The organism is Xanthobacter dioxanivorans (assembly GCF_016807805.1).
In the GTDB taxonomy this organism is placed as follows: Bacteria; Pseudomonadota; Alphaproteobacteria; order Rhizobiales; family Xanthobacteraceae; genus Xanthobacter; species Xanthobacter dioxanivorans.
On record NZ_CP063362.1, the window covers coordinates 4,836,109 to 4,862,080 of the forward strand.

General features: G+C 63.3%; 11 protein-coding genes and 1 pseudogene. 6 read left to right on the forward strand and 6 right to left on the reverse strand.

Going from position 1 to position 25,972, the window contains the following annotated elements; genetic code table 11:
* Nucleotides 1-66 precede the first annotated feature (66 nt).
* The 6 genes and pseudogenes from EZH22_RS22635 (at nucleotide 67) to EZH22_RS22660 (ending at nucleotide 10,114) form a co-directional block, all read left to right on the forward strand.
* Nucleotides 67-687, forward strand: coding sequence for a type IV toxin-antitoxin system AbiEi family antitoxin domain-containing protein (locus EZH22_RS22635; RefSeq protein ID WP_203192665.1), 621 nt, complete (start codon nucleotides 67-69; stop codon nucleotides 685-687).
* Nucleotides 677-1,597 (forward strand): nucleotidyl transferase AbiEii/AbiGii toxin family protein, encoded by a 921-nt coding sequence (locus tag EZH22_RS22640; protein WP_203192666.1) that lies wholly within the window; start codon nucleotides 677-679, stop codon nucleotides 1,595-1,597. Before EZH22_RS22635 ends, EZH22_RS22640 begins: the two co-directional genes overlap by 11 nt.
* Nucleotides 1,598-1,601: 4 nt before the next feature.
* Nucleotides 1,602-2,978 carry an SIR2 family protein gene (locus tag EZH22_RS22645; protein WP_231711103.1) on the forward strand — a complete coding sequence of 459 codons (1,377 nt, stop codon included), beginning with the start codon at nucleotides 1,602-1,604 and terminating at the stop codon, nucleotides 2,976-2,978.
* Between the two features lie 7 nt (nucleotides 2,979-2,985).
* A complete protein-coding gene (locus tag EZH22_RS22650; RefSeq protein WP_203192667.1) occupies nucleotides 2,986-5,094 on the forward strand; it encodes an ATP-binding protein in 2,109 nt (702 codons plus the stop codon).
* The gene (locus EZH22_RS22655) at nucleotides 5,094-6,326 is read left to right on the forward strand and encodes an exonuclease SbcCD subunit D (protein ID WP_203192668.1); all 1,233 of its coding nucleotides are present in this window, start codon (nucleotides 5,094-5,096) and stop codon (nucleotides 6,324-6,326) included. The genes EZH22_RS22650 and EZH22_RS22655 overlap by 1 nt, the downstream gene beginning before the upstream one ends.
* Before the next feature lie 3 nt (nucleotides 6,327-6,329).
* A pseudogene (locus EZH22_RS22660) lies at nucleotides 6,330-10,114 on the forward strand (AAA family ATPase).
* Nucleotides 10,115-10,184: 70 nt separating this feature from the next.
* Here EZH22_RS22660 and EZH22_RS22670 read toward each other — a convergent pair.
* Genes EZH22_RS22670 through EZH22_RS22695 form a run of 6 tightly spaced genes read right to left on the reverse strand, consistent with a single transcriptional unit; the run spans nucleotide 10,185 to nucleotide 25,769 of the window.
* The gene (locus tag EZH22_RS22670) at nucleotides 10,185-13,310 is read right to left on the reverse strand and encodes a helicase-related protein (RefSeq protein ID WP_203192671.1); all 3,126 of its coding nucleotides are present in this window, start codon (nucleotides 13,308-13,310) and stop codon (nucleotides 10,185-10,187) included.
* A complete protein-coding gene (locus tag EZH22_RS22675) occupies nucleotides 13,300-15,156 on the reverse strand; it encodes a phospholipase D family protein (RefSeq protein WP_203192672.1) in 1,857 nt (618 codons plus the stop codon). Before EZH22_RS22675 ends, EZH22_RS22670 begins: the two co-directional genes overlap by 11 nt.
* A complete protein-coding gene (locus EZH22_RS22680; protein WP_203192673.1) occupies nucleotides 15,146-16,330 on the reverse strand; it encodes a DUF6361 family protein in 1,185 nt (394 codons plus the stop codon). The genes EZH22_RS22675 and EZH22_RS22680 overlap by 11 nt, the downstream gene beginning before the upstream one ends.
* A 57-nt stretch (nucleotides 16,331-16,387) precedes the next feature.
* Entirely contained in the window at nucleotides 16,388-19,729 is a 3,342-nt protein-coding gene (locus EZH22_RS22685) for a DEAD/DEAH box helicase (protein ID WP_203192674.1), read from the reverse strand.
* A gap of 23 nt (nucleotides 19,730-19,752) precedes the next feature.
* Nucleotides 19,753-23,157 carry a UvrD-helicase domain-containing protein gene (locus EZH22_RS22690; RefSeq protein ID WP_203192675.1) on the reverse strand — a complete coding sequence of 1,135 codons (3,405 nt, stop codon included), beginning with the start codon at nucleotides 23,155-23,157 and terminating at the stop codon, nucleotides 19,753-19,755.
* Nucleotides 23,157-25,769: a PD-(D/E)XK nuclease family protein gene (locus EZH22_RS22695; protein WP_203192676.1), complete on the reverse strand. Its 2,613-nt coding sequence runs from the start codon at nucleotides 25,767-25,769 to the stop codon at nucleotides 23,157-23,159. Before EZH22_RS22695 ends, EZH22_RS22690 begins: the two co-directional genes overlap by 1 nt.
* Nucleotides 25,770-25,972 lie beyond the last annotated feature (203 nt).

Below are 25,972 nucleotides of genomic sequence, written 5' to 3' on the forward strand. Positions count from 1 at the left end.
CGAGCAAGCAGAGTTGTGATAAAACCTCTGCTATATTTTTATAGAACAGAGGAAACGTCACCGACAATGACATCCACCACCGCCCAGAGACTTCGTGCGCTCGACCTCCTGAAGGCTCGGGGGATGCTGCGGCTGAAGGAATTCGTTGCCGAAGGCATTGGACCGGAGACGCTCGCCCGTCTCGTTCGGGAGAAAGCGGTCGTCCGACCGGCGCGCGGCCTCTATCAGCTCCCGGATACCCAGGTTGAGGCTGCCCATGTGCTTGCCGAAGCCGCTGTTCTGGTCCCAAAGGGCGTGGTCTGCCTGACCTCAGCGCTCCAATACCACGAACTGACGCTGCAGATGCCCTCGGCTGTGTGGATGGCGATCGACCGCGCCGCCTGGCGTCCCAAGATCGATTATCCACCTATCCGGTTCGTGCGCTTTACGGGGTCTGCGCTGACCGAAGGGGTGGAGCGTCACCGCATCGAGAGTGTCGATGTTCCCATCACGGATCCGGCGAGAACAATCGTCGACTGCTTTCGCTACCGGACCAAGGTCGGTCTCGATGTAGCGATGGAGGGACTGCGCGAGGGCCTCCGCCGCCGCCGATGCAAGCCGGATCAGCTCTGGCGTTACGCGCGCAAGGCGCGGGTCTGGTCGATCATGCGCCCTTACGTCGAAGCAATGGTGTCCGATGCCGCGTGAGCCCCGCAACATCGGCGCATCAGTGCGGGCGCGGCTCCTCGACCGGGCACGTGCCGAACGGTCGGATTTCCAGATTCTCCTGACGCGCTATGCGCTCGAGCGTCTGCTCTACCGGCTTAGCGTCTCACCACATCGCGATCGCTTCATCCTCAAAGGTGCGATGCTCTTCGTGACCTGGGTCGCCGACCCGTTCCGGCCCACTCGCGATCTGGATCTGCTTGGCCACGGCGACAACGACGCCGAGGCCATCGCCGAGACCTTCCGGGCCATTTGTGCGCAGCCTGTTGCCGACGACGGCGTGACGTTTGACGTCGCCGCGTTGATGGCGGCGCCGATCCGCGAGGAGGTGGAATATGGTGGCGTGCGTGTTCGCACGACGGCAACGATCGCCGGCGCGCGCATATCGATCCAGGTCGACATTGGTTTTGGCGATGCCATTACGCCCGCGGCTATAGAGATCGACTACCCCGCCTTGCTTGACGCACCGGCGCCGCATCTTCGAGCCTATCCCGTCGAAACGGTGGTGGCCGAGAAATTCGAGGCTCTTGTGACCCTCGGTGTGGCCAATAGCAGGCTCAAGGACTTCTATGATCTCTGGGTGATTTCCCGAACATTCGAGCTTCGCCAGGCAGCCCTTGTCGAGGCCGTTCAGCGGACTTTCGAACGCCGCGGAACGGCCCTTCCGTCCGAAATTCCGGTTGGCCTGACCGAAGAATTCGCGGAGGCATGGGCCGCTCAATGGCGCGCCTTCCTCGGCCGCGATCGGATGGTAGCCGCACCTGATGCTTTCGCCGTTACCATCGCCGATCTTCGCGTCTTCTTGATGCCGCTGGTCGTCGGACTGAATGAACAACGAGTCTGGCCGCCGAGCGGGCCGTGGTCGCCAGGAGCAGCAATCGATGAGGCATAGCGGGATGACAAATTATTTCGTCCCGAGTGGCGCAATTGATGAAGAAAAGGGCCGTGGTCGCGGTCTCGGGGGAAGTATGGATAAGAAGCACTTTTATCGCGTGGGCAGCCATTCAGGCTCCTGGGACGATCTACCCACCGACCTCGATGAACTGGACTCCCTGACCAACAGTGCTCGAAAGCACATCGAGCCATGGCTTTCCGCTGTTTTCCAGGCAGAGCACCTCAATCTGCTGCTCGGCAGCGGGTTCACCACTGCGGTCGGTTACCTCGCGGGTGTAGGGGCGACCGGAATGGCCAAGGTTACATTTGGCACGACGTATGACGTCGCCATCGATGCCCACGCCCAGGCCGGAGCGACGGCCATGAAAAGAGGCGCAGCAAACATCGAAGATCAGTTTCGAAGTGCGCTTGCTCTGCTTGAGGGCCTTGGAGTCATCGACAAGGCGGCAGAGAAGAGCCTCAAGGACGGCATTGACACCCAGATGTCCGGCTTCCTCACTTCATTGTTGAAGACGGAAAGCGGGATTGTCGTTGGAAAGGATCCGGCATCGAAGGATGCTGCCCAAGGAACTCTGCAATCATTCCTGTTGAGTTTTGCGAGCCGCGCTGCGTCACGTGAACGTTTGCACGTCTTCACAACCAACTACGACCGCCTGATCGAACATGGTTGCGATTATGCGGGTCTTCGGATCATCGACAGATTCGTCGGCGCTCTGAATCCGGTCTTCCGAGCGTCGCGTGTTGAAGTTGACGTCCACTACAATCCACCCGGCATTCGGGGAGAACCTCGGTTCATGGAGGGCGTCATTCGCCTGACCAAGCTCCACGGCTCACTGGACTGGTTTTTCGATAAGAACGAGCGGCGAATTTATCGCAAGGGCATCCCATTCGGAGCGCCTGCGGATCATACCGACATTCCCAAAAAGCCCGTCGATACGGTGATGATCTATCCCAATCCCGCGAAGGATGTCGAAACAACCCAATACCCTTATGCGGAGCTCTTTCGCGACTTCGCAGCCGCAGCCTGCCGACCCAACGCTGTTGTCGTGACCTACGGCTATGGCTTCGGTGACGATCATGTGAATCGAGTGCTGCTCGATATGCTCACGATCCCGTCGACCCATTTGGTGATCATGGCCTATGAGGCTGATGACCGCCTCAAAGCCTTCATAGAAAAGACGCGGGATGCGCAGGTCTCGCTGTTGATCGGCCCGCATTTCTCAGACCTTCAAACGCTAGTCGCAAACTATCTGCCAAAGCCGGCGCTCGACTACATATCCGGCCGAATGACCGAGCTGTTGAAGCATCGACCGGGCGATCCAAAAGCAAACGATCCGCCGGCGGCATCGTCTCCAGCACCCTCAATCGGTGCGGTATGAGGCGATCATGACAACTCCAGTCGAACGTTTGTCCGGTCTTGTGGTCGGTGTGGTCGAGTCGGTCGCGCCTGACGAAGTTCGGGTCCTTCTCGAGCTCGATGCTCCGCACGCCACGGCGCTAAATACCGGTGTGCCGGCTGGCTTTCCGCGGCTCAATGGATATCTGCTCATCCCCAATGAAGCCGGTGCGACGGTTGCCTACATCACCTGGATTGGGATCGAGCGCTCTCCCTATCCAAAGCGTGCCGGCCTTAAAGATTTCGGCCTGATCGATCTGCCATTTCCGCTGCGGAAAATGTCGCTGTCCCCGGTCGGAACGCTGACATCCCGGCGTGATCGCGCTTCGGGAACAACCGTATACGAACTCTCGCGTGGCGTTGTCGCATTTCCGTCAGTGGGAGACCAGGTTCTCATTCCGACGCCCTCACAGGTCGAAGCCATCGTAGGCGCGAGGGACGACGACAAGAGAGTCAGAATTGGATCCTCTCCGATGGCGTCAAATGCCGCCATCATGGTCGATCCTGACAAGCTCTTCGGCCGGCACTTGGCCGTGTTGGGAAATACCGGCAGCGGCAAATCATGCACCGTAGCGGGGCTAATTCGATGGTCTATGGCGGCGGCCGAGAAGGCCATCCAGGACGCCGGCAAGACCGGAACGCCCAATGCGCGGTTTATCGTCCTTGATCCAAATGGCGAATACGCCAGGGCCTTTGCTGATCGGGGAGACGAGCTGCGATTGTTTCGCGTTCCGCCCGTGGCAGAAGGAGAGCGGCCGCTCGATGTCCCTGCGTGGCTCTGGAGCGGGCACGAATGGACCGCCGTCGCTCATGCCCAGCCCGGCGCGCAACGTCCGTTGCTGATGCAGGGGCTGCGAGAATTGAAGGCCGGCCAGACGGAGGGTGTGCCGAGAGAGGCGATGATCCGCCGCTACCTTGGTTCCTATTCGATCCGGATATCGGCGATGTTGAACACTGGCACGCAGGCCTTCGCGGGCGCTGCGAGACCGAGGTTCGAGTGCGCACGACTCCTTGAAACGATCGCTTCAGATTGCTCCCAGTTTGCCGGTGAGGTTCAGGTGCCGGCGAGTGACGCACTGGCTGCAATTGCAACCACGACCACGGGAATTGTCGATAGTCGGCGATCAGGGAATTACTTCAACGACTTCGCTATTGCCGACCTAGAGACGGTCCGTAGTGCGCTGGACACGCTGGCTCAGACGCTCCCGGATATTGGCCACGCAGCGCCCATCAGCGAGGATGCCCCGCAGTTCTTTGACGTCAACATCCTCGCCGAGCACCTTGACCGGGTGGCAACCGAGCAAGGGGGAAACCTTGCGGGGTTTATCTCAACACTCGGACTCCGAATTCGCGGAATGCTCGCCGACCAGCGACTTGGCGCCGTAATTGGGCGCGATCCGCCGACTTCCTTCGAAGCCTGGCTAAAGGATTACGTGGGCGACGATGGTGCAAGCAACGGACAGATCGCAGTTGTCGACTTATCTCTCGTCCCATCCGAGATCGTCCACATCGTTGTTTCCGTTTTAGCTCGGCTGATCTTCGAATCGCTTCAGAGGTATCGCCGCAGCCATCCGAAGGGCCAGACCTTGCCGACCGTGCTCGTGCTTGAGGAAGCGCACACATTCGTTCGGCGCGGTAAGGACGATGATGGTCCTGCCTCATCTCCAACCCAGCTATGCCGCGAAGTGTTCGAGCGTATCGCCCGAGAGGGGCGCAAGTTCGGGCTTGGGCTCGTGCTTTCGTCGCAGCGCCCATCGGAGCTTTCTCCGACGGTGCTCGCTCAATGCAACACGTTTCTATTGCATCGCATCGTCAACGACGCAGACCAGAATCTCGTCGCGCGCCTGGTCCCCGACAATGTGGGCGGGTTGTTGCGCGAGTTGCCAAGTTTACCGTCCAGGCAGGCGGTTCTCCTCGGCTGGGCAGCGCCGATCCCAGTTCTGGTAGAGGTGGATGAATTGCCCGATGCGCAGCGACCGCAGTCGGCAGATCCAGATTTCTGGAACGTTTGGACGCTGGCCGAAGAGCGAGGCGTCGATTGGGGTGCAGTCTCGCAAGCATGGTCGGGCGCTGCTCAGGCGCAAGAGCCGGAGGAGTAATGATTCGTATCCTCCACACGGCTGATTGGCACGTCGGTCAAACGCTGCGCGGGTTCTCGCGCGAGCACGAGCACCGTAAAGTCTTTGATCGCCTCGAAGAGATCGTCGTTGAGCGGAATGTCGATGCGCTCATAATCGCCGGCGACGTGTTCGACAGTCAGAACCCGTCCGGAGAAGCGCAACAGCTTTTCTACAATGCGCTTGTGCGGCTGAGCCGTGTTCAGCCACGAATGACAACCGTGATCGTCGCCGGCAATCATGATGCCGCTGGTCGGTTGGAAGCGCCGCGGCCTCTGTTGGAGGCATTCAACATCCGCGTCGTGGGAAATGTGCGGCGACACGATGGGCGGATCGAGGCGGCACGCCACCTCGTGCCGATCGCCGACGCCAGCGGAGCTGTGGCCGCTCACGTCTTGGCGGTCTCTTACCCGACGGCCGCATGCCTTCCGAATTTGACGCGGTTGGATGGCGAATCGGGCTCGCCCGTCGTCGCAGGGGTGCGCAGTCTCTACGCCGAATTGCTCGACACGTTGCGGGGGCAGATGGATGGTTTGCCGTTTGTCCTTACGGGGCACCTCCATGTCGCGGGTGGTATCGAGTCGGAGGGCGCGGAGCGGCGAATCCTGGTCGGCGGTCAGCATGCCGTGCCGCATGACGTATTCCCAACGGAAGCGAGTTACGTGGCGCTCGGCCACCTGCACAAGGCCCAGGCCGTCGGCCGCGATACCGTTCGCTATTCGGGATCACTGATCCCCTTGTCGGCGACGGAGCAGCCTTACGTTCATGGGGTCACGGTTGTGAGCCTCGACGGTGCGCAGGTCACGTCTGAGCATATCCCGGTCGATCGGCCAGTTCCTTTCCTGCGTCTCCCAGAGGCTAGCGATATGCGCTTGACGGAACTTGGCGATTACCTAACGGCATTGGATATTCAGCCGGATTTGCCGATCACCGAGCGGCCATTCGTCCAGATTAGGCTTGCGCGCGACGGGCTGCCGCCCGGATTCAGGGAGGAGATCGACCGCATTGCCGAGAACTTTCCTGTGCGCATCGTCGATGCCCGTGTCGCCGCGATACCCGGCGCGCTGAATGAGGCGGTCCTCACCGATCCTTTGATACGGTTGGCGGAACGAGATCCAGAGGACTTGTTCAAGCTTGCGTTCGAACGCGAGTTTGGCGCGGCGCCGAATGCTGCGCATTTGGATGTTTTCCATCGCGCGCGGGCGGAGGCTTGACCCATGCGCATCCTGGCCATCCGCGGCGAAAATCTGGCCAGTCTTGCGGCGCCATTCGAAATCGATCTTGCGGCAGAGCCGCTTGCGGGTTCCGGCCTCTTCGCCATCACAGGCGAGACGGGCGCCGGGAAATCCACCATTCTCGATGCGCTGTGCCTCGCGCTTTATGGCGAATATCCTCGCGTCTCTGTCGGCCGGCGCGAGAATGCTCCCGATCCCAGCGGCGAAGCGATCTCGATTCATGACGGCCGCGCGATCCTGCGCCGAGGCGCCGGCGGCGGATATGCCGAGGTAGATTTCGTCGGGCAGGATGGCGCGCGCTACCGTGTTCGCTGGGAAGCCAATCGCGCGCGCGGCCGGTCAAATGGGCGGCTTCAGAATGAGCAGCGCGCGCTGTACCGGCTTGACGACGGCAGCGCCGTGGCGACGGGCAAGACTCAGGTTCGCGACGCGGTAGAAGCGAGAACCGACCTTACATTCGATCAGTTCCGACGAACGGTGCTCCTCGCCCAGGGCGAATTCGATGCCTTCCTTCTCGCTGCCGAGAGCGAGCGCGCGGAGTTGCTTGAGAAGATCACAGGTACGGAAATCTACGCAACAATCTCGGTCCGCGTCCATGAAGGCACAGAGGCTCGACGAAGGGCCGTCGAGCAGTTGGAGCAGCGTCGCAGCGACATCGGCCTTCTCGATGACAACGCCAGGCAGGGGCTGCTGGACGAGCAAAGCCAGCTTGCCTCTACCATCGCCCAGAAAGCCGCCGAGCGCGATCAACACAACGGGCGGCTGGATCATTACAGGCGTGTCGCTGCCGCCAGAAGCGATCTCGCTCAGGCGGCGGCTCGAGCGGCGACGGCGCGTTCAGCGCGCGAGGCGGCCGCCGATGAGTATCGGTCACTTGCCGAATTCGATCTGGTCGAACCGCTTCGCCCATTATCGGTCGATGTGGACAATGCGCTGCGGGCTGCGGCGGAGGCCGAATCACGCCTCGGCGATTTGCTTGTTGCACGTGAAGAAGCGCGGACGCTCGACGAAACGGCTGCAACTCAACTGACGGATGCGACGACGGCCGACGAGGCCGCGGAAGACCTCTTCAAGCGCTTTGGGCCTCTCTGGAGCGAGGCTGAAAAGCTCGACGCGGAGCTGGCAACGGCCCGAATCGAGTTCAATGATGCGACGGAGCAATCGCAGCAGGCGGAAACGACGTTGCGGTCCAATGTGGAGTCGCTGGCCGCGCTTGATCAGGCTTTTGGCCAGGCCACAGAGTCGCTCGGCACAACAGCGGCCCAATTAAGAGATCAATCGGGTCGCGTTCTCCTTGCCGAGCGCCTCGATGACGCGACGGTTCTGCTGGAGAAGCGGGTCAATCTCAAACAGAGCCGCGGCACGGCGGCGTCCGGGGCGGCTGAGTCCGCGGAAGTAACGGCGCGTTTGGAAGGTGAAATAGCCGAGCTGTCGGAGAAGCTCGCGGCGGATCGTGATCGGAAGGACAGCCTCAGTCGCGACATCAGTGAACGTCGAAGCAGTCTTGCCGCAATCGACGAGCCGACGCTCCATGAACGTGACACAGATCTCCAGCGGGCGCTTGAGTCTTTGCGTGAGGCGAGCGCCACGTGCGAACAGCATCTTCGCGCGTCGGCGGATCTAACGCGCGGGGAATCAGAACTCGCCATTGCGGCGCAGGAGGTGACCACGGCGAGTAGCCAAATCGCCGAAGCCGAATCCGATCAACTCCGCGAGCGGACCGCGCGCGCCGAAATCGTGCCTCTCGCGGAACTCGCCGATGAAGCTGTCTCGTCTGAAGCCGTTCATCTGCGCAGCCTGCTGACCCCGAATTTAGCCTGCCCGGTATGCGGCAGCACAGACCATCCTCATCTCGCGCACCCCAGCGCGCTGAACGAGATGGTCGCTACGGTTCGCCGCCGTCGCGAAGAGCTGGATACGGCGCTGGCTGCGATTAGCCAGCGTCTAGGCGCTGCCACGCGCGCACTTGCCGCCGCAGAGGTGCGTCGCGCAGAGGCGACCCGCGGAATCAATATCGCGCGCGGCCAAGTTTCGGCGGCCGAGAGCGCTTATATCGAACGGCGGCCAATATTGAGCGATCTCTGCTCGAAGGCGAGAGTGGAGGGGAGTGTGCCCCGCGCGCCCGACAGCCAAGGCGCGTCCGAATTGGCGGCGCTCGCCTCGGCCGCAAAGGCGGAACGGATCACTATCACTGGTCCACTCGCAGACGCCCAGCGCCTTCGAACAGGCATCGACGGTTTGCAGCGGGAGCATGACGCGCTCGCTCGGGCAATCGAGTCGATAATCCGAGACGTCGACCAACGACGTTCTGAGCTGCACGCTGCGCAATTGAAGGCAAAAGAACAAATGGTTCGGGAGGCGGCTCTTGCTGAGAGCCTCGGTTCCATCGACCGTGAGATCGCGCCATTTCTCGCTGCGGCCGATCTAGCCATCGAAGCACTCGATGCCGATCCCGCCAACGTTGCCATCAGGCTCTCAGCGGTCGCACAAGAGTACGATGCCCTGCGTAAGCAGGTTGGCGAGCTCGAAATGGTGCTGCAGCGGCTGGCGCCTGACCGCGCGGCGGCTGCCGCCTCGCTTGAGCACGCGCGGACGCAGATGACGGAGAGCGCGACCCGTCTCAATCAACGTCGTTTGGTCGTGGAAGAGAAGGCGAGCGCCCGAGCTGAACTTCTTGGCGGCGAGGCTACCGCCAGTCACCGGACACGGATCAATGAGGCTCGTCGGACGGCGCGCGAAACGCTCACTAAGGCGCGCGAGGCGAAATCCTCTACCGCTGGCGCGTTCCAGTCGGCCAGCGCTCGTTGTGAGGAAGCCACCTCTGGATTGGAGGCCGCGAAGAGCCGTCGCGCTTCGGCCGAAGTGGCATTCAATACGGACTGCCAGGATATTGCTCGGTCGCCGGATCAGGTTTCCGCACTGATTGCCACCGATCCGGCTGTGTGCAGAGCGCTGCGGTCACGAATTCAGGAAATCGAGCGGACAGTAAACGATGCGGACGCCGCGACGCTGACGCGCCAGAACGACTTAGGTAGGGCGCTGGAAGGGTTCGACGAGACAACTGACGCGGAGGCATTGACCACCGTAGTTGCCGCGCTGGCAGCGGAAATAGGCGACTTGCACCAGCGAACTGGTGTTCTTTCCGCCGCGCTCGCGCGCGACGACGACGCGCGCCGCACAGCCGCAAACCTATCTGCTGAAATAGACACCGCGAGGGTGGAACTCGCAATTTGGCAGGCGGTCGACGATGCTGTCGGCTCCGCCAGCGGCGATCGCTTCCGCCGCTTTGTCCAGGGCATCACGCTCGATCACATGGTCCAACTGGCGAATGATCACCTCAATGCGTTGAGCCCTCGCTATAGGCTCGCGCGGGGACAGTGTCGGATCTCGCGCTGCATATCATCGATCGCGACATGGGCGACGAGGTCCGCGGGACGCGAAGCCTTTCAGGTGGCGAACGATTCCTGGTCTCGTTGGCGCTCGCGCTAGCTCTGTCGGGCCTCGAGGGCCGGTCGTCTTTTGTCGATACCCTGTTCATCGACGAAGGCTTCGGATCGCTCGATGCCGACACGCTCGATCTGGCAGTAGATGCGCTGGAAACCTTACAGGGCCGAGGTCAAAAGGTTGGCGTCATCACTCACGTCGCCGCCATGATCGAACGGATCGCCGTACAGGTCCGCGTAGAAAAGTGCGGCGCAGGGCGCTCTGAGATCCGAATTGCTACCGCAATGGGAACGACGTGGCCTGCGATCGGCGCTGTGCAATAGACGCCGGCGCGGTTGCGCGGCCTTCGTTGGCGCGGGTGCGTAAGAGATCGCATCCGGTCACGATTTGGAGCTACGGCTCCAGGCGGATTTGCAGCTCGGCGAGATCTTCTGCGGCCGTGTCGGTTCCCAGTAGGCTGTGGAGATATTCCAACAAATCTTCCTGACGGGGCTGACCGAAAGCGAGCCGATAGACCGTCAGGCTGCGCTTGAGCCATTCAAGGCGGCGGACTTCACGGCTGAAGGGCAACATGGGAACGCGACGCTCGACTCTGACCGGGCCCTCGTAAATCCAGTAGGGGATGAGGTCGGTGTCGATGTCGGTCTCGACTCTGGCGGCGTCGAACATCGTCTTCCAAGGATCTTCCGGCATCGAGCCCCGGCCGCGCACGACATCGATCTGCCGATGCGCGAGATTTAGCCTGATTGCATGGCCCTTGAAGCGGTGAACCCGGCCTTCGCGCTGCTCCAGATCGACCGGATTTCCCGGAAGGTTCCAGTGATAGACGCGGTAGCAATAGGGATGGAAATCGAGGCCCTCTTGCCCGACCGAAGTCGTCGCCAAGGCGAACGGCCGAAATGGCGAGTTGAAGGCGTCTCGCACGCTTCCCAGGCGGGCGGCTCCACCTTCCTCGTCCTTGTAGTCGGCCAAGCGCATGGCGAAACGGCCGCGCATCTGAAATTTGTTGATGACGAGCGTATCGCCGTCGACCGTTGGATCCTCCACGTCGATTTGCGATGGCCGGATCGATAGGGCGTCGACCATCGCCTTGCTTACACCGGCGATGCGGTCGGCCGATGGCCGTGCGCCAAGGCCTTCGGCATCGACGAGATAGTGGGCATATTCGTCTAGGACCGCCTGGAGGTTATGTTCCACGCCATAGGTCAGAACCCTGTGCCAGTATCGATCGTCGTCCTTGCGCAGCAGAGCGACCGCGTCATGTTGGTTGAAGAGGGTGCGGAACCCCCACGCAACCTGGTTCGCGGCCTTGAGTAGCCGCGGATCGTCCCAATCGAGATCGGGGGCGATGCGGCGTAAGGCCCGCAGCGCACACACCGCCGGACTGCCCAGGGCAACATCGACGAGAAGGTCGAGGATCGTGTCGCCAACCGGCCCGAAGTTGCGGTTTACGGTAGCAGAATGAAGCTCTGCGACGTGCTCCTTGAAGCCTTCCTCATGCCCAAGCGTGGCCAAGCCAAAGGGTGAGGTCAGCCAGGGGACCGACTTCGTGCCGGCCATCGCGTCGATGACAGCGGGCGCGGCCCATTCCCAATCGCGGCCGTCTGCGGCATCGCCGGTCCGTTGCGTCAGCGCGTCCACGCTGCCGCGCAGGCGATCGGCGACAGCCTTTCGCATGCCCTCGACCGAGAGGGTCTCGGGATGGTCCGCGAAGATCGCCAGAGGATCGGCAAGCTGCGCCAACGTCGGCGACGGATAGATCAGATGCATTGCGCGCATGGCCGCAAGCCGCCCCTGATCCTGGCGGAACTGGATAGGCCGAGGACGCACGTGGCCGAAATACCGCTGGCCTGCTTCGCCGACGCCCATTCGACGCTCGGCTTCATAAGAGAGGATAGCCGCAATCGCATCGGGGACCATCGACCATGATGAGAAGATCAGCGCCTTGGTCAGCGGCGGATCCTGCCGGGCAGGTCCGTAGTAAGGCAGGGACGGCGGTATCCAGAGGTTTTGATCGAGCCCGTCGCCGAACACGTCGTCCATCACGCCCCGCATTCGGCCATTCGCGGGATCGAGCGGCTCATAGGCGTCGAGGCGCGCGTGATCGAGCATTGCGGGCCTGGCGCGAACAAGCGCTTCGCGTAGACGAGCGGCTGGTCGCTCCAGATTGTCCTTCAGGAGGCGCTTGAGGGCATAGTCCCGCATGAAGTTCAGCAGATAGGGCGCAGACTTCCAGTATTCGGTGATCTCTGGTGCCTCCAGGGCGCGCGCCACGTCCGAGACGGACGCGGCCTGACGAAGATCAGCAGGCTGAACGATGATCGACATTGGCGGTTCGGCAACCATCGAATCGCGATTAACGGTGCTCGCCACGCGCTCCGTGCGCGCCATGACCTTGCGCAGATGCCGCTCGACGCCACGCCGGGCCTCGATAGCGGCAGGCCGGGCTTCGGGAAGCGCATGCAGGAAACCTCGGAATTGCCGCATCTCGCCTTCGAGCGTGGCGGCGATCTGCGGTCCGTTGGTGCGACCGTAGAGGAACGACAAGGTCTCGAGGAAGTCGCGATAATGTTCGCCGTCATCGGGCTCATCGCCCGACAGCGTCAACATCCGATACGGGGTCGCCGACAGCAGCAGCGTGCGCGCCGCATGGCCATTGCCATCCGAGTAATCGAACAGCTCGCGCGCAAGCTCAGCGGCCGGGGTATCGCCGTGCAGCAAATCCCGGAAGCGTTGAAATTCGTCCATGATGATCAGGTCGGGCTTCAGCGCATCGATGCAGGCGTGCGAGAGCTTGCCCCGCAGCCTGCCGATCAGCGCGTTACGACGCTGGCCCAGCTCATAGGGGTAGGTTTCCCGACGACGCGGGAAGAGATCGCAAACGGCCTCGAGCTCTTCGAACAAGACGGTGTCGGATTCAACGTCGCGGCGGAAGCGGTCGATGATCCGCTGATCGACGCCGTCGAGGGTCAGATCACGGACCGCGCCGTTCCAACCGTCCACGCCGGCGGTGACCTGGAGCAGATTGTGCAGACCGCGCGGCCGTAAGACGCGATCCTCCAGCATCCGCAGGAGGAGGGCTCGTTCGCGCGTCACACCCGTAGTTGATCGCAGGTCGAAGGTCGTGCCCGGCGTCAGACTGATGAAATTGACCTTGTTGGCGTCCAGACCCTGATCACCGCGGACCTGAAGCGGGATTAGTGTCATCCGCGTCGGCAGCGCCAGTTCGCGCCGGTTGAGGACATTCAGGCGATTGAGGTTCTGCGCTGCGATGGCCTGGTTCGAGCAGATATAGAGAATGTCGATCCGGTCGGTCGTGTCCCAGAGCTTCTCGATGGTCCGCGCGATGACGCCGCGGGCCACCATGGTCTTGCCCAGCCCAACCTCATCGGCGACCAGGAACTGCCGGACAGGATCCTGATCACCGTAAAGCCGATCAAACACATAATCGACAGTGCGACGCTGGAAAGCCTTGAGCGGCGCGAGCGCGGCTGCGGCGTCGAAACGCTTATCCGGCATGGTGGGCGCCCTGATCCTGGAGCGCGATGCGAAAGACATCCCACAAAGTGCGGAAATCGGCCGGGATGGGATCGGCGCCCGTGTCGTTCCCGGCCTCCAGGCGGGTCATCAGCCGTTCGATGGCGTGGAGCCGTTCGCCGCCGCGGCACAGGGCGCGGACCATGTCTTCCAGCAGCGGCGCATCATCAGCCGCTGCGATCCAGGCTGCGGCTCCCGAGCCTTCTTGCGCCGCAAAAGCAGCGCTGAACGGGTCACCGAGTTCGGAGAGCAAGAGCCGGAGGTAACGGAAGAAGGCGTCGCGGCTGTCGATCACCCAGCGCAGAATGGCGGCATGTCGTTCGGCCGGAAGCCCGTCCATAATCAAGCTGGTGCTGAACAGCGCGGACGCCTTCTCGTTCTCGTCCGTCAGCCGGAATGCAAGGAAGCGCGTGAGGTCGACCATGGGCATGGCCCCCAGATCGACCGACTCGCCAGACCGCAATGCCGACAGGACGTCGCAGGCATGACCGTCGCCGCGAGTGATCTGCCATGCGCTCAAGGAACCGATGCCCTTGAGCGGCAGCGGTTCCGAAGGCGTCAGCCAAACGCGCCACGGATGCTCGCCGGCGTCTTCGCTCTCGATCCGTTCGCAGCGCAGCCGCAGCCCGCCTCGGCATAGGGCGCGGCGGGCGTCATCGAGCCGTGCTTCAGCCGTAACCACTGCTGGATCGACGGGGTCCAACTCGCTGGGGACGAAGGCGCGGGTCAGGCGACCAAAGCCTTTCTCTCCCATGATTTGCTCAATGCTGCCGACCTTGGAGCGTTTGCCCTGAAGCGAGGCAAACAGCTCGACATTGTTGCCCGAGAGGAGGGCCGGTCGGGTCGCATTGCCTGATCCGATCGTCAGGACGGTGTCCCAACCGATCTCGGCGATGAACGCTTTCGCATGGAGCCCCTGGAGCGCGCTCGCGGAGACCTCCTCGCCGTCTTCGCTGGCGGCCATTTCGTCGAGAACAGAAACGCGTTCGAAGGTGTCGAGCGTGGCTGTGTCCACGCAGGCCAATTGATCGGGCCGACTGATGATGATCGGCTTTTCCGCCGTCGGCAGACCCGCCAACAGCACGAGTGCGTCGGTGTCGCAGAAAGGAGAGATCACCCCCAGTCGCGCGCAAGTCGCCGGCTGCCAGATCTTGCCGCCAAACCCGTTGAGGGCGAAGGCGACGTCTTCAAAGCGGTCTGGCATCGTCCATTTGGCGCGGCGGACGTCCTCGGCGATCTCGGCAGTCAGGGCGCGCGCTTCATCGGATATGCCGGCGACCGCCAAATCCGGCAGGCGGGTGAGCAGATCGAAAAGCGGTCGATTCTTGGCGTCGGGTCGGCGCGTAAGCTCGCCATCGAGGCGGAGGGAGATGTCCCAGGAGCGGTCCCGCGTAAGGTTTCGCGACAGGACGAGGAGCCGCAACAGGGTTGGATCCTCGGCGCGGGTCGGCCGATAGCGCAAGGCCCACATCTTAGGATGGAATGCGCCGCCGCGGGGCGCGGCGACCTCGACGATGATCCGTTCCAGAAGCGAACAGAGGCGCGAATGCGGTCGGCTTTGGGCGTGGAGATGCCCGGCATCGGCAAAAACCACGAGGCGTCCCGCAATCCGTTCGGCCCCCTCGAGCAGAGCCAATGGATGCGAGAGAATGTCGTCGCGGTTCTCCGCGGCGAATAAGGCCAGGCTCACCGGAGCGGCCAGCGCCGTCTCGAAATCGAGTGAGAAGGTTGTCGCGACCGCAGCGTCGAAGACATAGCCCGGCGGAGGCTGGAGGCTGTCGCCGTAGAGCACGCGGGTCTCAGGATCGAGCGTCGTCCTATTGAGCATCGGCGAGATCCCGCAGGTGCGATCTGCCCTGCGCCCAGCGGAACGACAGCCGCTCAACGCCCGACGCGCCGGTCCAGCGGTCCCGCACAGCCCGGTTGGCGAACCGCGACTGGCTGGTCTTCAGCCGTCGCTCGCGATCCTGCACCATGCGCGCGGCGGGTGTCAGACGGCCTTCGCCAACGTCACCGGACCGAACCAGCGCCAGCCATTCGGTGACGAAGCGCTTTGCGGCAGGCCGGATGCGGTGCGCGGGATGATCGATGGCCTGCCAGAAGCTGTCGAGCGACCATGCGCGGATCGCCGGCATATCCAAGCCCTCGCGCCATTCCTGCAGCCGCGATTGATACTCCTCGATCCAGTCAGGCTTCTCCCGCATCTCGCTCAGCAGCAGATTGTAGAGGAGTGAGGCGCCGTGCATCACGCTCGAAAATACCTCGCCATGACCGACCAGCGAGCGGGCATCACCTGGGAAATCCGCGAGATGTGGATGCTCCCAGATATAGCGGCAGTCGGCCGTGCCGCCGCCGGTACGGGCGAGAAATGCCAGCAGACTGCGGGGTTGCTGCGCCACCAGCCGGTCAATGATGAACTGGGCCTCATCAGGCGTGAGGCGGAAGCGCGCCGCTTCAAGGATATCTTTGGGCCGGGGCGGCAGCGCGGGCGTCCAGATTTGAAGGGCTTGGGCTTCCGACGCGGCATCTTCACTTTCGCGGACCCGCGGCCGGTTGCGCTGGAGGTGGCGCATGGAGGAGAAGAGATTGTCGGTCGAGCCCGGAAAGAGACGGATGCCCCAAGTTCCTAGCCCGGCCCAATAGACGGAGCTGGGGAGCCTTTGAAGATCAGCGCCGGCATCGCGGCCGATGATGCCGTTCGATTCTCCGCCTGCCTTGAGCGCGTTGGCCAGCCTGTTTTCTAGCGCGCGGGCTTCGGTCGCGAGCTGATCCGGCCCAGCAGCCGAGCCTTCCAGCATCTGAAAGAGCCAGGGGATGAAGAGCATGTAGCGCAAGCGCGTCTGGATGGTGCTGGTCCCGGGGAATAGATGGTCAGCAATGGAATCCCGGATGCCGCCCAAGCCGAGTTCGTCGCGCGTCTCGCGTTCCTGAAACAGCGCCATGATCCGTTGCGCCCGCTGGCGCTCGGCTTCGTCGAAATCAATCCAGGCAAGTGACGACATTGGCCCCCGCAACCTTGTTTTCGGGCGACCAGCGCCGGTGTTGAACGAACCTGGGCATCAGTTGCTTCCGATGATCCGCAGGCGCATGGCGCGGGTCTCCAGCAGATATGTCTCGACGCCGGCAAGCAGGTGCAGACCCTCCTCGCCAATCGCTTGGCGGGAAAGACCGGGCTGCACGATGCGAACGTCGTATTCGAAGCGATGGTCCTGCCAGCCGGCTTTCAGCTTCTTGATCATGGCCGCCGAACCCCGCTCGATCCGCGAGCTGAGCCCTCTGTCGCGCCGCATCTGTTCGCGCTTCAGCATGTGCTGGAGCATCCGGTTGGGCCGATCGCGCCACCTCGCCGATTTCTGAGCTTGTCCGCACACCTCGTAGAGGTCGTTGAGCCGCGCGCCGGGCGTTGCGGCGCTCGAATATTTGCAGTGAAACAAGGTCACCGACACGACGCTGTCGGTGATGCGCAACGCGACCACATCGGCGATTTCTCCTTTGCCGTCGTCGTCGAAAATGACGTCATAGGGCTCGGTGTCGGCCAACAAGGTTTCGATGACGAGCCGCTGGACCGAATCAACCCGCTTCGCGACGCCCTGCGCTTCGGCGCGGATGTTGGTTTTCGACCAGTCCCACACTTCGATCTTCTCGGGCGGATAGGGCTGGACCGTCTCGCCTTCGGGCAGGGCATAGAGGTGGCTGTAGATCAGCAGGGAGCCGTCACCGAAGTCGATCTGCGGCGCATCATCGGCGAAGGATTCCGAAAGCGTCTGGATCTTGCTGCCGACCTTTATTGTCGTTTTGGGGCCGCTGCGCTGGGGGTAGCGCGCTCCGCCATCGGCAAAGACGATCTCGAACTCGGCGGACTGGTCGTCGCTTCGCACGGCAAAACGCAGCGGCCCGGTTCGCGCATTGTCGAGCAGTTCGATGTCGCATTCGGTGAACAGGACTGGTTTGTCACCGAAGGTGATTTCGATGCGGTCTTCGATCTGCATCAGAAGCGATTCCGGCCAATGAATCGCCACGGGCGGGACCGCCGGGCGATCACTGATCTGGCGCGGCCGCATCGCGCTCTTGAACACGCCGTCCGTTGTGATGCCGGGATCGTTCACCGCGCGGCCGATGTCCTGACACCAATCGACCCAATCGGTGAGATCGCGTACCGGCGAGATGGACCAGAACTTGCCTTTGGCCGAGCAGCCTCTCGAAGCCGGCGCGCCGTCGAGAAATCCGGTGGCGAAGACGTTGTTCTTGATCCGTGACTGGGATTTTGCGCTGTCCAGCCCGTCGGCCACATCAACGCCCATATACATGGAATAGCGAACGCCGCGGCCCTGGTGGTGAGTGAGGCCGAGGTTGCGAAGGATCAGGCGCTTGAAGCCGTGCAGGCTGCGGAAGACGTCTTCGCCCTCGACGCGGCGGGCCGTCTCGCCGCAAACGGCCTTGGCCAGGCGGTCGAACGGCCCCTTGGCCGAGCTGCTGATATACAGCAGGCCGCTTGTCTGGTCCCAATGCAGCATATGCAGGTCCCACGTCACGTTGATGGCGTGCTGCGCCGTCGTCCAGCGGGCCTGTTCTTCCGCCCGGGTGACGAAGATGGCCACGCGCTGGTGCGGATTGATTTTCATGCCGAGGTAGAAGCCGGGGTCGTAGAGATCTTCGGCTTGGAAGGGATCCCAGCTCTCGCACGAGGTCCGGTACACGACCGCGTTCATCTTCGGCTCGAGGGTTTGCAACGGGATATCGTCGAGATCGCCGGTGAAGGCCTTAAACATCTCGGCACGCCGGACCTGGCGCTCGATCTTGGCCGAGCTCAGCGCTTCGACGAGCGCGTTCCAATCGGCGTCTTCGGCATAGAGCTTCGCCAGCGATCGATCGATGTCATCGATGCCGGTGTTGGCGATGACGGTCGCATCACCCAAGGTCGGGTCTTGTCGGGTGAAGCGGCCAACAAACTGGATCGTGACCGCGATGCTCTTGTGGTGGTCGTGCAGAGCCGCGATTTTCAGCTCGGGAAGATCGAATCCTTCACCCAGCATGTCGACACAGACGATGATCCGGCTCTCGAACCGTCGAAGCGCCTCAAGATTTTCGCGTCTCTCGCGCAGCGGCTGCTGGCTGTGGACGATGACGGGGCGATGTTCCGGATAGGTCTCGGTGTAGAGGCGGTGCAAGTGCTTTGCGCGTTCGATCGTACTGCAACGCGCCATGGCGAGGTGGTTGAGGCCAGCCGCGAGATCCTCGGCAAGGACTTCGCCAAGCTTTTCGGCGATCGCCAGGTCGGCGTCAGGACGATCAAGTCCGAAGACGGCCTCGAACCGGATGGGTTTGAAATAGCCTTCTTCCTGCGCTTTCTTCAGGGGGTAGGTATAGATGAACTCACCGTCCACGCGCCGCCCGTCCTCGCGAAACGGGGTGGCGGTGAACTGAACGATCGGGATCGGCGGTTTGCGGTCGACGAAGAGACCGCGAAATTCCGACCATGTCCGAGCGCCGATATGGTGGGCCTCATCGATGAACAGCGCTGCGGCTCGCGCCGCCATCTGTTCTTGAACCTGGGGGTCCGCCCGCCCGGCGATGTGCATGGTGGTGACGATGACGCTGGCCGTGTCGAAGATCTGATCGACCTCCGCAACAGACGAGGGGATGTGCGCAAGACGGGTCACCACGGGATAGTTGGCTGATGCGTCGAGGCACGCCTGGCTCTTGAGGACGCCAAAAGTCTCGAATTTCCCGGCGATCTGTTCGCGAAGGGCGTCGGTTGGAACCACGACCAGCAACCGGTCAAACTGCTGGCGAGCATTCAGAGCCAGCATGGTCTCTGTCTTGCCCGTGCCGGTCGGCATGACGATGGTTGCGGGCTCGGTCGAGCGTGTCGCGTGCGCGAGGGCCGCGTGGAGCGCACCGATCTGGGGTCGCCTCAGTCCGGGGACGGCCGGCTTGCCGTCCACAGCCGCGCGGCCTTCGCGTAGATGGAAGGCGTCGTCCCAGGACACGGTAACGGCCGCAAGCCGGGCCGTCATATCTGGAACGCTTACCAGGGCGGGATTGAGGGGCGTGGGACGGAGCCAACGCCCTTCTCCACGCTCCAGCGCTTCCTTGATCTCCTTTGGCTGCTGGGCGTCGGGTACGAGCAGGATGAGGTCAGCATCCAGCTTAGTCGCCGTCTTTCCGCTGAGTATGATGAGGGTCTGGCCGTTTGACAGCGTCGTCTCAAATCCACCGACACGCCGAACCGTGAAAGGCTTGAGCCGGCACATGGCTTCTACTGACGGCACCGCCTGCTGGCGCGTCGTGCTGCCCAAAACTTTGCCCTCGACGGCCATTCGCGCCGGGAGGAGCAGCGACACCTCCTCGGTGAAGAGGTCGTCCTGCCCGGGAGCGGTGGCGTCTGTTCGTGCGTGCATCGATCCTCCCCAGCGCCTGCCGCCTACGCCGCGACCGCGGCGACTGGCGAAGGCATAACCGTGAGGATTTCGCCCGACGTCACGAGGACGATCAGCCCCCGTTCGGTCCCGGTCATATCCAGATAATTCCGGACCTGGGCGCGGTAATGCTCGATGATCTCTGGGCTCGGTTGAACATCGCTCTTCCAGTCGATGACGACCTGCGGTTTTCCATCAGGCCCAAAGCTGATGGCGTCCGCGATGCCTGCGGTCGCCTGTTCAAGGTCGTCGACAAACGCCGAGGCGTAGACCGGAAACTCTGGCGCAAGGGTAGGCCGAAGCTCGGCGATTTCGGGCAAGGCGAGGGTGCGCGCCACACAGCCCGCGAGCTCGGCCGGCGAAAGCCCTTGGGCGGGATCATCAACCACCGGCTTGTCGATCGCGGCAATGAGCACCTGCGCGCGTTCGGTCAGAGACGCCACATCGTCGGGCGTTTCGCCGGTCAGAACCTCCTCGAGAAGCTTGTGCAGGATGAGACCACGTTCGCGTCCGCCCTGGATGCTAGCGAGGGCGGCTTCGCCATGAGGCTGACCAGGGTCGCTTGCTGCCCAGATTTCTGCCGCTTCGGGGGTCACAACAGGCCCGGCACTGGTTTCGTCGCGGCTCGGCGCTAGCCAGGTCAGGCGACGATGACGGTCTGCGATGGCAGCGGCTTCGGCCGCAAAAATCTCCCGTGTCTGCAGGTTGCTCTGGCCGGTCGGTGCTGCCCCCATGTCCGGCGGGAGATGTGACAGATCGAGCGCCGGAAGCTCGCCGAGCGACAGATCGAGAAGGGAGATCCAGGCCGATTTCGACGGCGCGGCGTCAAGCCGAGGCAGGACAAGCAGCTCGCGCGCCCGGGTGGCCGCGACATACCAGAGCCGGATGCGTTCGCGGTCGAGCTCGGCCTTTTCCGCGTCGCGGGCGTCGTCATACCCGACCGGCCGGACGCCAAAGACCGGGCAATAGAAGATGTCGCTGTCGCGATCGGTCACGGCGCTTTCTGGCGCCATGATCCCCGTCATCGTATTGACGGGCACGACGATCGGCCATTCCAGGCCCTTGGCGGCGTGCATGGTGTAGAGGGCGATGGCTTCTTCTTGCGCGTCGGGTCGTCCTTCGACGGCACGCGATTCGTCGGTCCAGGCCGCCGTCATGGTCTCGGCAAAGGCGCGAAGACCCCGAACCGGAAAGGCGGACGTCAGGCTCAGATAGAGATCGACGTTGGCCAGTGCGCGTTCCGCCTGTCCCCGGTGCCGTTCGAGCAGGATCGGGCGTACCTGCATCACGTCGACCGCTTGCGACAGGAGGTCGTGCGGCGTGGTGCTGTTGGTCCGGCGGTAGAGCGCTTGCAGCTTCTCGATGGTCGTCCGGGCAAGCGCGTGTTCGATGCCGCTGGCATCGACACCGAGATCGAGCCGGGGCAGCGCTTCCGGGTAGTCCTCGGAGCGCGGCAGCGTCCAGATGATGTCGAGAAGCTCTTCCTCGGTCAGGCCGACGAGCGGGCCTCGCAGCAGTGCGCCCAGGGCGAGCGTGTCGCGCCGGTCGGCGAGGACGCGGGTCAGGGCGATGAGGTCCTGGATTTCCTGGCGGCGAAACAGCCCCTTGCCCGCCTGGGTCGCGACCGGAATGCCGTGCCGTTCGAGCGCCTCTTCATAGCGCCACAGATCGCTGCCGGTAGGGGCGAGCAAGGCGATGTCGCCCGGCCGGCAGACCCGGCTGGCGCCGCTTCGGCGATCGAGGATCATCTCGCTGCCGATCAGGCGGGCGCACATTTCGGCGACCGCTTCGGCTTCGGCGTCACGCTGCTGTTCGGCCGTGGCTTTGCCGTTCTCATCGGCGACCGCGACATCCAGGGCTGCGACGCACAGCGCCTCTCCGCGATCAGCGTGGAACGGGTCGAGCGCGGTGAAGCCCGGCTGCCCTGCGCTCGACAGCAACGTCTCGAAGCGCTCGTTCACATAAGTGAGGATGGGGGCGCAGGAGCGAAAGTTGGTCGAGATCGACAGGACGCTGTCCGGATTCTGGGCGAGAAATGCATCACGTGCCCGCACATAGGCGCTGACGTCAGCGCCGCGGAACCGATAGATCGCCTGCTTGGGATCGCCGACCAGGAACAATGCGCCGGGACGGATTTGAAAAGCTGACCAGTCGGCGGTCGAGCCGTCCGCGGACGGTTCGCCGCAGAGACGCCAGAAGATCTCGGTCTGTAGCGGGTCGGTGTCCTGAAACTCATCGACAAGGACATGGGCGAAACGCGCCGCCAGCGCCCGGCGAACATCATCATGATCGCGCAGCAAGCCGCGCGCCGCGAAGATCAAGTCGTCGAAGTCGAGCAGAGCCGCTGAACGCTTGTGGTCGCGGAAGCGGTGCAGAACCGGCTGCACCTGGGCGATCAGATCGGCGAGCACACGGCTGGCAACATTCTGGAGCATGGTCTGCCATGTCTCGCAGCACGCCACATAATGGCCTTCGGCCACCGCGTTGAGGCCCTCGCCATCAGCCTTGGCCAAGCCCTCGCGCTTGGCCGCATCGACCCATTTGCCCTTCTTCTTGTATGCGGAGAAGGCTCCGCTCTTGGTGCAAAGATCGCGGTGTGGCTGCGATACCAGCAGGCGGACCAGCCCGGCCGGCGTTTCGGCAACGAGAGCGTCATCAAGGGCCTGCGCCATTTCGGCGAACCGCTCGGCGATCGTCGCTGTTTCTTCCTCGACTGCGGGCGCGGTGCGAATGAACTCGGCGAAGGTGTCCGCTGCGGCGAGGAAGGCTTGCAGGTGCGGCGTCAGCGGGGTGACCGCGGGGGCGGACACCGTTCGACGCCGGCGCAGGTTCGCGACGATCTTGTGGATCAGCCCGACGGTCTCACCGGGATTCTGAAGCACCATTTCGGCGATGATGCCGCCTTCGCCACCTGAGAGTTGCTCCCGCAGCCAGGCTTCGACGATCTCGATAAAGGCGAGGTCGGCCTGATTGCGATCCATCACACTGGCGCCCGGATCGATATCAGCCTCGACCGGATAGGGCTTAATCAGGCGCTGGCAGAAGCCGTGGATGGTCGAGCAAGTGATCTCGTCGATCGCGGCGCTCGCTGCCGCGAGATGGGCTTTCTGGGTATCCGACAGACCGCCGAGCAAGGCGATCCGCAGTTCGGGCGGAATTTGTCCGGCGGAGAGGTCGCTGACGAAGTCGCGCACCCGGATCAGAAGCTCGCTGGCCGCCAGTTCCGTGAACGTCACCGCCGCGATGGATTTGGGCGCGATGCCTTCGGCCAGCATGACCGCGATGCGACCGGCCATGACAGCCGTCTTGCCGGACCCGGCGCCAGCCTCGACCAGGATCGAGCGATCATGCACGCTGATCGCGTTGCGGCGGGCCGCGTCATCGCGAAGGTCTTTCGTTACAGCGGTCATTACTGCGCCTCCCAGACATGTGCGGCGTCGCCAAACAGTTCGGTCGCGGCCGAGAGCTTGCGCTTGCAATAGGTGGCGCCCGCGTTCGCCGGCAGCGCGAAAGCCAGGTCGTCGTAGGTCCCGCCGGTATCCGGTCCGATGAGGGCGTTGCCGGCCGTCAGATTGATGCGCGCCGCCTGCAGATATCCGGTGATCTCGACCAGCGTGGCTTCGGGATCGTCGAGTTGCAGATCGATTTGGTCGCGCGGGTAGAGCAGGGACGCGCTGATCGAGACATCCGCGCCCAGCAACGCCTTTACGGCGAAGGCGTAGAGGCAGCGCTGCAATTCCCGGCCACCATCCAGGCCGATGTTGTCCTTGGGTGGTCTGCCGGTCTTGTAGTCGCGGACCAGGGCGCGCTTGCCATCGCCTGAGATGTCGAGACGATCGATGTAGCCGGCGATGCGAAACCCGGCGTCGGGGATTTCGACGACCGTTGCCGAATCCCACGGGCTGTCGGCAGCCGATTTGGCGCTAACCCCACCAAACGCCACTTCGCCATATGACCGGGCGTCCGGCAGGCGCTCATCACCATAAGTCAGCGCGCGGCTGGTGAGCAGGCGCGCTTCGTCCAGCGTCCGGTGCCAGATGACAGCGGGCGGGATGGCGCGTTCGCTTTCCCAGACACCCGAAACCTCGACGGCAGCGTTCTGCACCGCCGCTGCGATCTGGTTTACGTCGGCCTTGGCGAGGCCGCCTGCGGCTTCCAGCTTCTGGAGCGCGAGGTCGAGCGTCATGTGGACGAGGTCGCCCATGCCGAGCGCATCGAGAACCAGGGGATCGGTCCCGCTCTCGGGCATCCGCAAGTGCATCCCGTATTTCCAGAGGAAGCCGAGCGGGCTTCGTAGAAGGAGCTTGAGCGAACTGGCCGACTGAGTTCGGGCCAAGATGGCCAGCAGGAGAGGATGGTCCGCCCGAACCAGCCCGTCGTGCGGCGTGATCTCCTTGCGGTGCCAGTTGCGCCAGCAGGCCGTCGCACTGATCGCCTGCGGTTCATGCGCAAACTCTTGCGGACGCGCCATCAGCCGGTCGGTTTCACTGAAAGCATGGAGCGGGACCGCGTTGCGGCGGATGTAGGTCTCGCCGGCGTGATCGCCGAGCAGAGAGCTGCGCCCGAGAAGTCTGCCCTCGCTGTCGCGGCGAGACCGCGACAGAATGACCTGGTGCTCGGTCGTCGCGAGAATGGTTTCGAAATCCCGCCGGTCGGCCGCGCCGACCGGGAGCGGATCGAGCTCGACGGTCGGAATGATGTGGTCGGAGATCAGGCGATCTTCCGAAATGCCGCGCGGCCAACGCGCCGAGTTGAGACCGACGAGCCGAACGAACCGGCGCGGCGACGCAGCCAATGCGCTGGCCGGCATCCAGGCGACGGAGACGCAGGCCTCGAGGCCGTCATCCTGTTTCAAGGTTTCGAGGGTCGCGTCTAGCGATCCGGAGGGACCGGCCAACAGTACATTGCGCCAGATCGCCAGCGCTCGACCGCTGAGAAGCGCCGCGCCGATTTCCTCGGCGGCGGTGTGGCCCTTGGCGAGGAGCGCGACGATGCCGCGCAGCGTCGCAGCGTGATCCTGTGCGTCGGGCCAGTCAGCCGGCGTCAGGCGATCGAGCAAGCGCGTCCAGGCAGCGGCAGATGCCAGCGGTGCGTCCGACGGAAGGATGCGCATCCAACCTGGGGGCAAGGTCTGGAACGGGCCTGTTTCTGATCCGCAAAGCGCAGCCAGACGGCGCATACGGGTCTGCGACAGACCTCGGATGAGGATGTCGGCGAGCGCGGCGGCGGCTTGGCCGTCCCGCGTTGTCGTAACCTTGATCCCGTGAACGAAGTGCAGATCGAGATTGGCGTCGGCGTGAAGTGAGAGGAAATGGTCGTCATATTCGGCCGTCGAGGCGCCTGCGATGGCGATCTCTGCCGGCTGGGCCTCGCCGGAGGCCAACAGGCTTCGCGCCCAGCGGACGGCTTCAATGGCCTCATGATAGGCCGTGGCCGCGCTGACGGCGTTGATGGCGGGCGTTCGGGGACCCGTCCGGTTGATGGTCACACCGGTTCCTTGGAGCCAAGCGGGCGTGGGACGGGGACCCGCCGTCCAGATCACCGCGATATGGGTGGTCAGCGCCTGAAGGAGCGGACGCCAGCAGGGCGAAAGCTCGGTGATCCCGACGATCTCGACCGGACCGAGCACCGCCTTGGCATGACCAAGGCGCAGACTGGCCGCAGCGACGAGATCGGCCGGGCGCATCATCCCTGGCGGCAGTTGCGCCAGCACCGCGGTTTCAAGCCGCGCGATGGAGTCGAGGCGGGGATGGTCCCCTGCGCGCGCCGCCAGGTCGATCCCCGCGCGCCAGGCCTTGTGAAGGGTGTCTGCCGACGCATCGACCATCCCGGGAAGCAGTTTGATGCTTTCCAATTCGCCGAGCGGGGTGGACGGCAAGACCGCCTGGATCGCGGCGCGCAAACTCTCATCGTCGATCGGCCTGGCGAATCCGCCAGCGAGGCGAACCGCCAATTGTTCGAACGACATGATCTGAAGGCCGTGCTGGCGTTCCCGCGCGGCGGCGAGTCGATGCTCGCGCATCGCTAGCCGCCCATGGGCGATGATGGTCCGTCTGCCTGATGCTTCCACCGTTTTTCCCGCCCTAAACCCCGTGGAACTGCGCTTTCTGTGGAACGAGGCTACGCACCCCGTCCACTGCGACGCATTCCGCCTTGACCCAAGCGCACTTCACGAATAGAAAATAGATGGGTCGAATAGATATGTCCAGATAGTTTCTATCTGCA